The organism is Paenibacillus xylanilyticus, assembly GCF_009664365.1.
GTDB classification, from domain to species: domain Bacteria; phylum Bacillota; class Bacilli; order Paenibacillales; family Paenibacillaceae; genus Paenibacillus; species Paenibacillus xylanilyticus_A.
The window spans coordinates 1,569,108-1,582,628 of sequence record NZ_CP044310.1 but is presented as its reverse complement, the minus strand read 5'-3'; the positions used below and the strand labels follow the sequence as shown (position 1 = coordinate 1,582,628).

At 44.8% G+C, this 13,521-nt stretch carries 13 protein-coding genes; 7 read left to right on the top strand and 6 right to left on the bottom strand.

All coding sequences use genetic code 11. From position 1 onward, the window contains the following. Positions 1 to 176: 176 nt before the first annotated feature. Positions 177 to 893, bottom strand: a complete 717-nt coding sequence (locus tag F4V51_RS07045) for a class I SAM-dependent methyltransferase (RefSeq protein ID WP_153977413.1) — start codon at positions 891 to 893, stop codon at positions 177 to 179. Positions 894 to 1,210: 317 nt separating this feature from the next. On the opposite strand from F4V51_RS07045, the gene F4V51_RS07040 reads away from it, so the two are divergent. Together F4V51_RS07040 and F4V51_RS07035 are read left to right on the top strand one after the other, a co-directional pair. After that, positions 1,211 to 1,453 (top strand): (4Fe-4S)-binding protein, encoded by a 243-nt coding sequence (locus tag F4V51_RS07040; protein WP_095289244.1) that lies wholly within the window; start codon positions 1,211 to 1,213, stop codon positions 1,451 to 1,453. A 2-nt stretch (positions 1,454 to 1,455) separates the two neighbouring features. Beyond that, complete coding sequence (locus F4V51_RS07035) at positions 1,456 to 1,734, top strand: GNAT family N-acetyltransferase (protein WP_153977412.1); 279 nt, start codon at positions 1,456 to 1,458, stop codon at positions 1,732 to 1,734. A 325-nt stretch (positions 1,735 to 2,059) separates the two neighbouring features. Here F4V51_RS07035 and F4V51_RS07030 read toward each other — a convergent pair whose 3' ends face one another. After that, complete coding sequence (locus F4V51_RS07030) at positions 2,060 to 2,689, bottom strand: sugar O-acetyltransferase (RefSeq protein ID WP_153977411.1); 630 nt, start codon at positions 2,687 to 2,689, stop codon at positions 2,060 to 2,062. 71 nt (positions 2,690 to 2,760) lie between these two features. Then, positions 2,761 to 4,137 carry an MATE family efflux transporter gene (locus F4V51_RS07025; protein WP_236146708.1) on the bottom strand — a complete coding sequence of 459 codons (1,377 nt, stop codon included), beginning with the start codon at positions 4,135 to 4,137 and terminating at the stop codon, positions 2,761 to 2,763. Positions 4,138 to 4,257: 120 nt separating this feature from the next. Here F4V51_RS07025 and F4V51_RS07020 point away from each other — a divergent pair, with 120 nt between their 5' ends. Beyond that, positions 4,258 to 5,136, top strand: coding sequence for an AraC family transcriptional regulator (locus F4V51_RS07020; RefSeq protein ID WP_153977410.1), 879 nt, complete (start codon positions 4,258 to 4,260; stop codon positions 5,134 to 5,136). A 143-nt stretch (positions 5,137 to 5,279) separates the two neighbouring features. On the opposite strand, the gene F4V51_RS07015 is transcribed toward F4V51_RS07020, so the two are convergent. Continuing rightward, positions 5,280 to 5,753, bottom strand: a complete 474-nt coding sequence (locus F4V51_RS07015; protein WP_153977409.1) for an HIT family protein — start codon at positions 5,751 to 5,753, stop codon at positions 5,280 to 5,282. Positions 5,754 to 6,075: 322 nt separating this feature from the next. On the opposite strand from F4V51_RS07015, the gene F4V51_RS07010 reads away from it, so the two are divergent. Next, entirely contained in the window at positions 6,076 to 6,333 is a 258-nt protein-coding gene (locus F4V51_RS07010) for a hypothetical protein (protein WP_153977408.1), read from the top strand. A gap of 360 nt (positions 6,334 to 6,693) precedes the next feature. Here F4V51_RS07010 and F4V51_RS07005 read toward each other — a convergent pair whose 3' ends face one another. Then, positions 6,694 to 6,942 (bottom strand): hypothetical protein, encoded by a 249-nt coding sequence (locus F4V51_RS07005; RefSeq protein WP_153977407.1) that lies wholly within the window; start codon positions 6,940 to 6,942, stop codon positions 6,694 to 6,696. A 229-nt stretch (positions 6,943 to 7,171) separates the two neighbouring features. Then, positions 7,172 to 8,314 (bottom strand): M23 family metallopeptidase, encoded by a 1,143-nt coding sequence (locus F4V51_RS07000; protein ID WP_153977406.1) that lies wholly within the window; start codon positions 8,312 to 8,314, stop codon positions 7,172 to 7,174. A 251-nt stretch (positions 8,315 to 8,565) separates the two neighbouring features. Between F4V51_RS07000 and F4V51_RS06995 the strand changes: the two genes are divergently transcribed. The 3 genes from F4V51_RS06995 to thrS all read left to right on the top strand — a co-directional run bounded on the left by F4V51_RS06995 (position 8,566) and on the right by thrS (position 13,495). Then, positions 8,566 to 9,327, top strand: a complete 762-nt coding sequence (locus F4V51_RS06995; RefSeq protein WP_153977405.1) for a response regulator transcription factor — start codon at positions 8,566 to 8,568, stop codon at positions 9,325 to 9,327. Beyond that, positions 9,324 to 11,090, top strand: coding sequence for a sensor histidine kinase (locus tag F4V51_RS06990; protein WP_153977404.1), 1,767 nt, complete (start codon positions 9,324 to 9,326; stop codon positions 11,088 to 11,090). The genes F4V51_RS06995 and F4V51_RS06990 overlap by 4 nt, the downstream gene beginning before the upstream one ends. 473 nt (positions 11,091 to 11,563) lie before the next feature. Beyond that, complete coding sequence (gene thrS / locus F4V51_RS06985) at positions 11,564 to 13,495, top strand: threonine--tRNA ligase (protein WP_153977403.1); 1,932 nt, start codon at positions 11,564 to 11,566, stop codon at positions 13,493 to 13,495. Positions 13,496 to 13,521: the final 26 nt, after the last annotated feature.

Here is a 13,521-nt window from a genome sequence, read left to right as displayed (position 1 = left end):
AATAAGAACCATTTATTGTATAATATTAGGAAATAAATATTCATATCACCATTAAATTATAATTAAAGCATACATGGTAAAAATGACAAAGCAGCCGATCTTGTTGATCTGCTGCTTTGTCATGTAAAAGGCGCTATCCTTTTTTGCGATCACTATTATTGCGCTTTTCAATAACTCTATTTTACGCAATGAAAAATAAAAGATCGACTTTCAGAATTTGCGTATTTAAATTCCCAATCCCCAAATGTTTCAATTTTTGAAAAACCGGCTTGTTTCAGTGACTCATCCAATTCTTCTTGCTTTCGAAATCGTATCTGCATTTTTTCATGAACCAGGACTTCATTTGTTTTTGTATTTTTCACAGTTTCATAGAACGTATAAACATCTCGCTCAACCCCCTCATATTCTGTATAGATTTCAAGCGGGTCTCCACTTAGCCTGTCTTTGGCTGTATCAGGACTCATATCCTTCTCCCACTCTTCCCACACTTTTACCAGGGGATTTCTTGTATCAAAAATAAAGTGACCGCCAGCTTTAAGGGATTGGAATACGTCTGAGATCATTTGTTTCCAACTATCATCTGTAAGAAATACCTGTGCAACATTGGCTGTCATAATAACCGCTTCATACGTATTGGTTTGTAAATTGGAGCTGTCTCCTACAATCCAGTTCACATGGCCTGAATCATCCTTACTTCTCGCCAGTTCGATCGCTTCTTCATGGGGATCAATAGCTGTGATTGTATATCCATTTTGAGCAAGATGTGTAGTCCACCTTCCTGTTCCACAGCCTAAGTCAGCTATAGACTTCACGTTCAAGCTCTTTAGCAATGCAAGGAAAAATTCATCATCTTTTCCCCAAAGGTTAATCTGGTCATATACTAATGGAATCATAAATGTTGTTTCCCCACTTTCTATATCGTTTTTGCGATGAATCTGATATGACATAAGTATAAACGAATATTCCTGATAGAGTTCATTTATCTGCCCGTTAGATGAATTAAAGCAACCCATAACCACGAATGCACCCAAACATATAGGAGAATCGTCTCGTTGACTAATCCCGATTTCCTCATTATAATTCGGACATCGAGAGCCATGCCAAAAATTGCTGGCCACGGTTGCCAATGCTATGTCGGTTCAGAAGGTTCCCTTTCGAAGGTTGAATCATGTCTATAAACAAACTCAAAAGTGAAAGATGTGAATGAACGATGAGTAAACAGAAGTTGTACTACGGTAAAGATATCGAAGTCATGTTTGATTCTGAGGTATGCATTCATTCCGGTATTTGCGTAAAGGGCCTCCCTGCTGTGTTTGATTTGAGCAAACGTCCTTGGGTGAATCCCGATGGCGATACTTCAGAGGCCATTGCCCGGCATATTGACACATGTCCAAGCGGAGCACTCACGTATAAACGTCTGGACGATGAATATTCAACAAGGAAAGAGGGATGAACATGCATCATGTAGAACACGAACCTGCTAATAAAAGATTTATTATTCAGGATAAAGGCGACATTGCTGCGGTCATGACGTATGTAATCTCAAGTCCGGAGCTGTACATAATTGACCACACATTGGTTGAAAATGCTTACCGGGGACAAGGGCTTGGCGACAAGCTGCTCAAAGCTATGGTGGAATACGCGCGGGAAAACGGTATTAAGATTTTACCTTTGTGCCCGTTTGCCAAGGGACGTTTCGACCACATCCCTGAATATGCCGATGTTCTCAATTAATAACCATTGATGACCATATTAAGAGAAAAGAGCCAGAGAGTACGAGATCTCTTCGTCCCCTCTGGCTCTTTTGCATTAACTGCTCCTGTCATTTTGGTGGGCATCTTCATGAAAGTAATGTTCAAATTGTTTTTTCATTCTATTTGCTATCACGTGGGTGGAACGCGAATGCACAATGGCTGATATGACAAAATACAGAGAGACTATTGTAATAATAAAATAAATGATAACCAACGGAAAACTCCTCTCTAATAGATGGATGTTCGAAAATCCTCTGGTTCTATATGGCTTTTACATAAACCGTAATCTAAACGTGTCCGCTCTTTTACCATTCAACTTGATCAAAACGCATATCTTTATAGTAGAACTCTTTATCATGATCCGTAATCTTACGAAGAACTTTGCATGGATTCCCAACAGCAATTACATTCGCAGGAATATCCTTGGTTACTACACTCCCAGCACCGATGACACTCCCTTTACCAATCGTGACTCCTGGTACAATAATCGCTCCGCTCCCGACCCACACCCCATCCTCAATGACCACGGGTAATGCAAACATCCCGCCTTCTTTGCGCTTTTCCGGGTGTACAGGATGATTCGTTACAGCAATCGTAACATTCGGGCCAAACATGACATCATTACCAATCGTAACTTTGTAGTCATCAACCACCGTTAGATTGAAGTTAATATACACATTATTTCCTACAGTCGTATTGGAACCGTATGACATGCGAATGGGAGGCTCCAACCATACATGTTCTCCGATATTTCCAAAAAGTTGTTTCATTAGAATTTTGCGCTTTTCAACATCATCCGGATGCAACTTATTAATCTCATAGCATATCGCCTTACCACGCTGGCGTGCTTTTGCCAACTCTTCAGCCTCTTTCGGATAATTAGCATCATCATCGGTGAATAATTGTTTGCTAGCCATTCGTTCTTGAATATTCATACTACATTCTCCTTTATATTTGCGTTAGATTTATTAAAGTAACCTTGCGAACCCCTCCGTTTTGATCAGGTTTAGGCAAAGTTTCTGGTTAGATTATTCAGCCACTTATACTGTCGGTATCGCATTAAAGCAATGGGTAGTTTAATGATCTCGTCTAAGCTGATGACGGTATACAATAGAATCGGCGGTACATGCCACACAAATGCACTTAGGTAACTAAGCGGCAGAATGATGAACCACATGACAACGGTGTCACACCAAAATCCAAATTTGGAATCACCACCAGCCGTGAATATACCCGCTATCGTTGTAGAGTTTATCGATTTGGCTATACAATAATACGCACTAATGTACAGCATGCCATCTAGGTAACTCTGAGCAGTTGCATTCAAATTTGCAACGGAATATACGAACGGTTTAATGAGCAGAATCATGCAGCCGGCAATCACTCCAAACCATAAAGCATAAAAACACATTTTGTTGCCCGCATATTTTGCTTTCTCCAATTCACCTTGTCCCAAATACTTCCCAACAAGTACAGAGCCCCCAGTAGCGATGCCTCCACAGAGAACCACTGCCAGATTTTTAACGACAGACGCTATTGAATTTGCGGCTACCAGATCGGAGTTCACATGGCCTATTATTGCAGCAGTAGCGGTAAGTGCCCCTCCCCAGACCATATAATTCCCCTGCACAGGTAGCGTATACTTCAAGAAATCCTTTAATAGATTACGTTGAATGCTGTCCCGTACGGGTAATCGAAAACGAATGGGTCCTTTGATGATGGAGTGAAGTATGCAGCAGGTTAGTTCAACACCCCTCGCTAATACAGTGGCAAGCGCTACCGCAGATATGGCCACTTCGGGCCTGGATGGGAATAATACAAAAATGCAAATGGCATTGAGCAAAATGTTTAAAATCAAACCTAAGGAACTAATCCACGCACTAAGTTTTGCATTCTCCATACTTCGAATCACACTGAGATACATCTGTGATATTCCCATCACAAGATAAGAAAAGGAATTCATTTGTAGAAACCTTGAGCCGTATTGAATCAGTTCTGCATCATTGGTGAATAAACGCATAAGTGTATCTGGCAGAAAGAAGGAAGATAAGAAAAACAAAATGGAGACACCAAAGGAAAACATACAGGCGATGCTCAAAATGCGCTGTATGGTCGAAGTATCTTTCTTACCCCAGTATTGCGCAGTGAGGATACTAGCTCCCGCTGACATCCCCATATAAAACAAGGATAATGCAAAAGTAATTTGCCCTGCGAGTGATACAGCTGACATAGCAGATTGACTAATCATCCCCAGCATAAGTACATCAACAGATATTACGGTTGCTGATATTAAATTTTGTAACGCAATGGGAATGACAAGCGTCATTAACTCCCGATTAAAATTACGATTGCCAGATCCCAGATGTTGAATGCGGTTTCTCACCTATATCCTGTCCTCTCGGCTAATTTCACAATATAAGGATAGGATATTATCGTTGTTGTATCCATCAATATTGGCTATAATTTTATAAAAATCGTATATTTTCAAAGGACGGTCTCTTTGATGACAAATTTAGAGGTGTTTTCTGATTTATCCGAACGTTTGGATTATAACCTTCCTGATTTACCGCTCTATGTCCGGAAGGGAAGCCTACATCAATTTAACAATTATGCAGCAGTAGCGCACTGGCATGTAGACATCGAGTTTATCTATGTATTGCATGGATCAATGGATTTCTCTGTTAATGGAACTATTACTCGATTGCATCAAGGTGATGGACTTTTTGTGAATAGCCAGCGTTTGCATTACGGTTATTCTCTTGCAGACCAAAACGATTGTTTATTTCTTGTCGTCGTCATTCATCCCTCTATCCTTGGCGAGAAGACTTCATATATTCAATCCTACTGGGGAGAAAAATTTGGTTTAACGATGGCTGATTTTCTAGTTCTTACAGATCAGGTAGATTGGCAACGAAACATATTACGGTCCATTCAAGAAATCTATCAGGAAATGCATAAGAAACACACTCCTCTCAATCCGCTTCGTCTGGCCTCGCAAGCTTTATCTTTGTGTGCAACGATAGGGGATTATTTACAACCTAACACCGGGCAACCTGGAGTTTTGATGCATGTCCAAGAAATGACGCGTTTCATCCATCAAAACTATGATCAAAAAATAACGCTTGAGGAGATCGCATCTGCAGGAGCCGTTTGCAGAAGTCGGTGCTGTACATTGTTTAACAAGTATGTAGGCCAGACACCCAATAATTATGTCACTCAATATCGCCTTCAAAAAAGTTGCGAAATGCTAAAAGAGACACAACGATCTATAAGTGAAATTGCACTTGCCTGCGGTTTTCAAAGTGCTAGTTATTTTTCATCGATTTTCCGCAAACAGATGGGGGTAGTTCCGCAACATTATCGAAAACAAGCTAATGAATAACCACCCCAACGTGAATCAGGTAAATAAAAAACACCTCAAAATGATACGAATGTAATGACGGGATCGAAGATACACAGAAACAGCACCGTATCCTCCGTTTAAGAAGAACATGGTGCTGTGTAACCGCATGAAGAGTCATGACCTTAGATGTTTTCCTTGATCCAAGAACGCAGCTTGTCAGCATAGAAAGAGCGCTCTTCTGGATCGGACTGTGAACCCTTCGACAGATAAAGTTGATCATTCCTATATCTAGGGTAAACATGGAGATGATAATGCCACACGTCTTGATTGCCAGCTGGTTCATTATGCTGCCTTGTAGAAATCCCTTCACATCCATATGTACTTCTCATAGCAAATGCTGTAAGCTGCGCAGCGCGGTGAATCTCAGCAGCGTAATCCGCAGGCAGCTCATAGATGTTCTCGAAATGTTGATTGGGCACCACAAGAACATGTCCTTTATTGTTTGGCCACCACTTGCCCGCTATAAATGCTGTTACCTTTTCATTCTGATAGATAATATCCCTTTGTTTTGTTCCTTGGTCAGGTCTTTCGATGCCCCAAATACAGCAAAATGGACATTCGTATCCTTCGGGCTTGTGCGAAAATACTGCTGTCATCTCTATTTCCCAACCCCTCTCATATGTTTCCTATTGTTTATTAGACGCAGGCAACTTCAGGCTCGACCACTTTCCATTGATCCAATTCCGGGAGGATATATCCATCGGAAATGTCTTGATATGCAAGCTTGGAAAACTTCATGTACGTCTCATCAAAATGCAGGTTTTCAAAAAAACAAACCTACATTTACTCCTAAACTCAAAATATAGTAATATACCTATATCATGATAGATATAAGGAGTGGAAACTATAGTAAAAAGTAAGTCTGTAAGCATATTTACTATTGTTTGTTTTGTCCTCATCATGGGAGGTTGTAGCTTCATGTCTGATTCTCGAGAAGAAGCTCAAGCCATTAACAAGGCTATGAATGCAGGGAAAATGTATTTTAAAGAAGAATATGACCTTAACGTTGAATTTACACGTCACAAGTTTAATCCGCCCGATCTTGGCACGGACATTGGGCTTTATGGATATTTGAAAGGAGATAAGGATACCGAGGTGTTTCTCCTTATTAACTATGAGACGCTCGAAGTCGTCACTGTGGGAGTTCCCGAAGAACTAATAAAAGATAGGAGATAACTGAGCCTTGTTCTTGAGGCTCTTTCTTATATTTAGCCAAGAGGACCCCCTTCTTTTTTTCCAAAGAAGTCAAATATCCAAAAACAAAAGTATAGTCATGCTAAGCTACTCTGCCTGTTAGCTGAACAAAAGCAGCTAATCACACCTGTCAGCTGCTTTCAATGTCGTATTAAGCTAACTTTACCCAATACTTTAATCCTCGATTGTTGAAATCAAGCTAATCATCCTACTTTCGATGTTGAATGATGTATTCATTTCCATTCCATTATATGTTGTTAGTTCAATATGAGACGGCAGCTGAGCTTAAGTCAACTACCGTTGTGCTGATTGAACATTCGTTACCCGTTAACATAGTCGGCACTATTTTTTTATATCTTCATTAATCTTTTGTTTGTATAAAATTATGGCAAGAGGCAGATTAATTATTCCAAGAATGAAAGAAGACACCATAGATATCCATTGAGGTATTGTAAGATTATAATTCGGTTTTCCGTCTCCTACAGGTCCCACTTTGGGTTGGTAGCTATCCCACCATTCATATAAGAAACCAACAACAGGTGCTAATATGCAAACTACACTTGCAGCGATATGTAACACATACCTGTTCAACCCTAATCCCTCCGCTTCTTGTCTAGAACCCTCTTTACATTATATGTAATCTAAAAGTTGGAAGTCACACTAACCTGTACGTTTGATTAACATAAAGACAGCCGACCCATTAGCCGGCTGCCTGCATGAATTATATGTTTCAAGCTAAGATTACGATTCCATAAGCTCATTCTTTTAATCAGAGATAACCCTACCGCTATCCACTTCTACTACAGGCAAATACACCTAGCTATTCAGGAAGGCCCTGGAACGTGTTCCCGCGTGTCAGCACTTGGCTCTGATCTGCCCAGCGGATCTGAACTGAACGGGAAGTGAACAGATCAGATCCGTCTGAGACTTGAAAATGCAGATGCGCTTCACTGGAGTTACCGGAATTACCAAGCTGCCCGATGAGATCTCCCTGCTTGACTTTATCCCCTGTTTTTACGGCTGCACTTCCTTCCTTGAGATGTGCCGTGATGCTGTATTCCCCATTTCCATGATCGATAACGACAACATTCCCTGCCGGCTCTTCAGCATTCATCACGCCTGGCGTGTTATCCGGAATGTCATTTTTGACTTCAACAACCGTCCCATCTGCAGCTGCATAGAGCGGCTCGCCAAAAGCATAATAGTTTTCATTCACAGCGGCCTCCCCTTGATAACTTAAATCTTCCTTCGTGCGAATAATGTCCAGTGCGTAACGCTGCGTTTCATGCGCATAATGATAATTGGACATCACATCATTTCCTCCCCAGAACACGAACCATTCCCCCTTCATAGGAAACTGAAATTCGGTCTTGGTAAATGTCTTGTCCGTCTCCTCATGCGTTTCAAGTGGCTGGATCAACAGCCCGTCAATCTGATGGTCCTCGGCAAAATAGGCTTGTATTCCTTTGGTCCCCGTCTGATCCTTCCAGGAATGCTCCATCAGGTTGTTCATTTTGACTTTTGTAACCTGTTCCCAGGAAGTGACCCCCTCTATGAAGCTGTCCACAGACGTCTTAAACTCTTCCAGCGATATCGTTTCCTTGAGTTCCGGGCTCATTTGATTATAAATGTCCTCCTTCGAACCATTCATCAATGTATCTATGAAATGTTCAGGTGTAATCATCACATCCTCCTCTGCTGAGTTCATCTCTTCTTTATTGGTGTTTTCTGCGGCTGGCGACGCACTTGATGTCTGTTCTGCTGATGGCTGTTCCCTCTGGTCAGATGATTCTGTAGTGCCGCAGGCAGACAAGAGCACACACGCACCAAGTGCTGCGGCAAGCATTAACCAACTCCTCTGGCTTCTCCTTGAATCTTTTTGCAGAGCATATTCTGCTCTCATCCGATTTTTTTCAATGAACATTTTGGACCGCTGCCTGCTTTCCTTATGATTTCTATTCACTTCCCTGCACCCCTTCTGTAGAACGATTTCTTTCCAATCCAGTGTACTAAACCAATCTTATCCTCCGTCTAACCTCCTCTTACGTCTATCATAACTTTGAGGTATGCTGCTGCTTCATAATTAAGATTCTGTTAAGGTTACAAGTACGCTCCACGACTCCTCAGAATGGTATGATAGATTAGATAGACCAACGCAGAAGATCATAGCCGACAACGAATGTAATCATAAAAATCAGGAGGATCTCTTACGTCATGGATAACGTTTCAATTCTGCTTGTTGATGATGAACAGGCGATTTTACATATGTTAAAAACGGTTCTGCTCAAGGAGCAATTCGTAGATATTGACACAGTCACCACAGGTGAAGATGCGATTGCCGCATGTGAAAAGAAAACCTATCACTGTATCGTGCTGGACGTCATGCTGCCAGGCAGAAGCGGGCTGGAAATTTGTCCTTTTCTGCGCCAATTGACCGATGCACCGATTCTCTTTTTAACCGCCAAAACAACCGATTATGACAAGTTGACCGGCTTCGCAGTTGGGGGAGACGATTATGTTGTTAAACCGTTTAATCCACTTGAAGTGGTCGCACGGATGAAATCACTGCTGAAGCGGTATTTGCCCAGACAGGGAGAATTTGGGAGGTTGCTTCCAAATTATGACGCAAATCCGTCATCCCCTTCCCCGCAGGAGGGGATCTATGATTACGGACGCTTTCAGTTGAACGAGCACGCGGGTGAACTCAGGGTCCATGGTCAGCTGGTAGGCTGTCCTGCTCTGGTGTATCAGCTGCTGCTCTTTTTCTGCAAACATCCCAATCGCATCTTCACCAAATCCGAATTGTACGAGCGGGTATGGGAATCGGAGGCCATCCGTGACGACAATACGGTCATGGTTCATATTCACCGAATCCGTGAGCGTATTGAAGCCGATCCCTCCAGGCCTGAACTGCTGGTGAATGTCCGTGGTTTGGGATATAAGCTCGTCCTGCCCGAGGCGGAGCTCCGAAGATGAGCATACGTCGCAGATTGATGACACGGTTCATTGGCCTGCTTGCGGGTGCTGTAATTCTGATTCTGGTTCTCGGTGGAAGCATCGCATATTGGGTCATCCAACAGTTGAATGAAGCCAGCCTTGTTGATGATTTTGCCTCTGTCGGGCTCGAACAGCTGATCAGCACCGCAGAGATTTTGCCGGACGGTTCCGTTCAGTATGATCCCGCGCTGCTAGAGCGTGTGGAGGAGAACAACGGCTGGCTTCAGGTTCTCGATGAGCAAGGCCGTGTGGTGGATGCCTTTCACACCCCTTCCGATGTCCCGAATCACTATAAACCCGGAGAACTTCTATCCTATTGGGAGGGAAGAAAGCCCTTTCCCTACCAGCTTTATTTACTCATAAGGGAAAGAAAGGGGATCAACTTCACCCTGCTGTACGGGGAGAGCAATCAGGCAGTAACGATTTTGGATCAAGTCTACACCGATGGAAGTTATGCCGACGGTAAGCTTGTACTGCCCACCGGGCAGCAGGATATCCTTCGCGCGGCGGACGCCTATCTTGAGATTTTGGATGAGCAGGGACATGTGCTTGCTTCTTTCAATAAGCCTGCAATGGGCACACCGGACAGCTACAGCATTCAGGACCTGATTCTGCGCTCACGATACCCCACCAGGTACGGAATGACCACAGTAACCCTTTATGATGAACAGGATCAATCGACCTGGATGCTGAGTGTTCCTCTTCCCAGCAGTCAAGCAGGCGTGAACGAAAATCCCTTCGGTTTTATTTTTGGTCCTGCCCTGGCTGCACTTCTGGTATCCATCATCATCCTGCTTGTGCTGCTTGCATTCTGGTATGCCAATCGCTTCGGTTATCCCATGCTGCATATGCTTCAATGGCTGCAGCGGCTCGAACGTGGACACTATGAAGAGCCGGCTGGCACCCGGGGCAAGCCACGCAGCCAGAAGCGTAACGGAAAATGGCGTCAAAAATATCGGGTATATGCGGAAGTGCTGCACTCTATCCAGTCGTTGTCGAGTACACTTAAACGTGATGAAGAACTCCGCAGACAGACCGACTCTCTGCGCGAGGAGTGGATTGCCGGGATAACTCATGATCTGAAGACACCCCTGTCCTCCATCCAGGGATATGCACACATGCTGGAAGCTGAGAAATACAACTGGACATCCGAAGAAATACGGGAATTTGCGGGCATCATGCTGGATAAATCCATGTACATGGACCGGCTGGTAAACGACCTGTCCATGACATACCGTCTGCGCAGCGGTGGATACCAGCCTCCTGTCGAGAAAACTGACGTAAATGCGCTACTTCAGGATCTAGTACATCGTGCCGAGCGTAACCCGGCTTATGGAGAAGGCCGTATTACATTCGAACCTGCCACACTCGCAGTGCATGGTTATGTCCATATCCCGTCCTTCGAACGAATTGTCGATAATCTCACCGCCAACGCCCTGCTGCACAATCCACCAGAGACGAAGCTGACCGTTCGTGTTGAGCCAGGTGAGCAGGACGGCAATTTCATCATTCAATTTGCCGATGATGGCCGCGGCATGGATCAGGAGACGGTATGGAGGCTGTTCGAACGATACTATCGCGGCACGGATACGGCGACATCCGATGTCGGATCAGGCCTTGGCATGGCGGTAACCAAAGGGCTGATTGAGGCGATGAAAGGCCGAATCGAGGTTCAATCCCATCCGGACCAGGGAACCACCATACGTTTGATTTTTGATCGCCATTCGGATAAAGCTAAATAAAACTCCGCTTGACCTTTTGATTTTCAGTCTATATAATCGACACTCAATAACACCTGTTCCAATATATTGATATGGATCTCAAGTTCTTTTCACTTCAAATGAACTGACAATAACTTTGCATATTGGCGATGACCAGAGACATGATTTCGTTTGCGTGCTGCCCAGAGAGAGAAGGGATTGGTGAAACCTTCTTCAGCGAACGGAACGGAATTACCCCTCTGCAGCCGTGGCCTCGAACCTCAGCTTGGCGGACTTTCGATGAAAGTTTCGTCCGGTTGTCAGTAGAGTTCACCGCCTGATCCCCGATAACGGATCCCAATGAGGGTTATGATGTTTCCTGTTTTGCGGCGGCTGGCCGATACAGGGGATATTCATAACCAAATTAGGGTGGAACCACGAGCTGAGCGCACTCGTCCCTTTTCCGGGACGGGTGTTTTTTGCGCTTCCATTTCAAACATTGGAGAGTGGTTTGCATGAGTAATCAACAAGGTAACCCTATTGAGATTCGCCTTCAAGGTGGAGCAGTTCGTTCGTACGAGGCAGGCATAAGTATCGGAGAAGTCGCTTCGTCCATCAGTACTAGCTTGGGTAAACAGGCCATCGGAGGCATTGTGGATGGTGTAAACGTCGATCTGGACATGAGGCTTGAACAGGACTGCGAACTCGTCATCGTTACACTGGACAGCGAGGAAGGATTGTATCGTTATCGTCATAGTACTGCGCATGTCCTCGCCCAGGCCCTCAAGCGGATCTACGGTGCGGAACAAGTCAAACTCGGGATTGGCCCCGTCACCCAAGATGGCTTTTATTACGATGTGGATCTGGAGCATGCCTTGTCCATCAGTGATCTGGCTGCCATTGAGCGGGAAATGAACAAGATTGTACAAGAGAATGTGAAGATCAACCGCCGGGTGGTTAGCCGTGAGGAAGCCCTTCGCTTGTTCGAAGAGATTCAGGAACCGTATAAACTTGAACTGATCCATGATTTGCCGCAGGATGCGGAGCTTTCGATCTATGATCAAGGGGAGTTTTTTGATCTGTGCCGTGGCCCACATCTTCCGTCCACTGGCCGGATCAAAGCCTTCAAGCTGCTGAATGTGGCAGGGGCTTACTGGCGGGGCGATTCGAACAACAAAATGCTGCAGCGAATCTACGGCACTGCCTTTCCAAGCAAAGCCCAGCTGGACGACCACCTGCACATGCTGGAGGAAGCCAAGAAGCGGGATCATCGCAAGCTCGGCAAAGAGCTGGGGCTGTTCATGTTCTCTGAGGAAGCACCAGGGATGCCCTTCTATCTCCCGAAAGGCATGACAATCCGTACAGAGCTGGAGCAATTCTCACGCGAGCTGCAGCTGCAGGAAGGGTATCAGGAGGTTCGAACTCCGCTGATGATGAACAATCGTCTGTGGGAGCAATCCGGTCATTGGGAGCACTATAAGGACAATATGTATTTCTCAGAAGTGGATGACGCCACGTTTGCACTGAAGCCGATGAACTGCCCGGGGCATATGCTGATTTTCAAAAATGCACTTCATTCCTATCGCGAGCTTCCCATTCGCATGATGGAATTCGGCCAGGTTCACCGTCATGAATTCTCGGGTGCGCTGAATGGCATGATGCGAGTACGGACATTTTGTCAGGATGATGCCCATCTCTATGTGATGCCGGAACAGATTGAGGAAGAGATCAACCAGGCAATATCCCTGATCGGACGTATGTACGATATTTTTGGTTTTGAATACACAATTGAGCTATCCACTCGTCCCGAAGACTCCATGGGGTCGGAAGAGCTATGGGATCAGGCAGAACGCGCACTGCAAAATGTACTGGATCGGCGCGGCGTGAAATACCGCATCAATGAAGGAGACGGAGCCTTTTATGGGCCGAAGATTGACTTCCATATTCTCGATGCACTGAAACGCAGCTGGCAGTGTGGAACAATCCAGCTTGATTTTCAAATGCCGGAGAAATTCGACCTCACTTATGTTGGCGAGGACAGCCTGAAACACCGTCCGGTCGTGATCCATCGCGCCATCTACGGCTCCATTGATCGCTTCATTGGCATTCTGACTGAGCATTACGCGGGTGCGTTTCCACTATGGCTCGCTCCGGTTCAGGTGAAGCTGCTCCCGGTATCCGATCACTATGCAGATTATGCGCTGCAGGTACAGAGTCAATTGCGAGCAGCAGGCATTCGAGTTGAAACGGATCTGCGCAGCGAGAAGCTGGGGTATAAGATTCGTGAAGCTCAGATGGAAAAGGTGCCTTACTCGCTCGTACTCGGGGAAAATGAGAAAAACGCCCTGTCTGCCTCTGTCCGCGCATACGGTCAGGGAGATCAAGGCGTTCAGAGCATTGAAGCATTTATCCAGGAAGTACAGCAAGCTGTGCAAGCAAAAGCCTAAAATGTCTATCCTAGCGAGTTAACGCA

Bases quoted from the DNA above. Each gene is read 5' to 3' on its own strand.
- F4V51_RS07045 (WP_153977413.1), bottom strand. From the start codon at position 893: ATGATTCCATTAGTATATGACCAGATTAACCTTTGGGGAAAAGATGAT.
- F4V51_RS07040 (WP_095289244.1), top strand. From the start codon at position 1,211: ATGAGTAAACAGAAGTTGTACTACGGTAAAGATATCGAAGTCATGTTT.
- F4V51_RS07035 (WP_153977412.1), top strand. From the start codon at position 1,456: ATGCATCATGTAGAACACGAACCTGCTAATAAAAGATTTATTATTCAG.
- F4V51_RS07030 (WP_153977411.1), bottom strand. From the start codon at position 2,689: ATGAATATTCAAGAACGAATGGCTAGCAAACAATTATTCACCGATGAT.
- F4V51_RS07020 (WP_153977410.1), top strand. From the start codon at position 4,258: ATGACAAATTTAGAGGTGTTTTCTGATTTATCCGAACGTTTGGATTAT.
- F4V51_RS07015 (WP_153977409.1), bottom strand. From the start codon at position 5,753: ATGACAGCAGTATTTTCGCACAAGCCCGAAGGATACGAATGTCCATTT.
- F4V51_RS07010 (WP_153977408.1), top strand. From the start codon at position 6,076: ATGTCTGATTCTCGAGAAGAAGCTCAAGCCATTAACAAGGCTATGAAT.
- F4V51_RS06995 (WP_153977405.1), top strand. From the start codon at position 8,566: ATGGATAACGTTTCAATTCTGCTTGTTGATGATGAACAGGCGATTTTA.
- F4V51_RS06990 (WP_153977404.1), top strand. From the start codon at position 9,324: ATGAGCATACGTCGCAGATTGATGACACGGTTCATTGGCCTGCTTGCG.
- thrS (WP_153977403.1), top strand. From the start codon at position 11,564: ATGAGTAATCAACAAGGTAACCCTATTGAGATTCGCCTTCAAGGTGGA.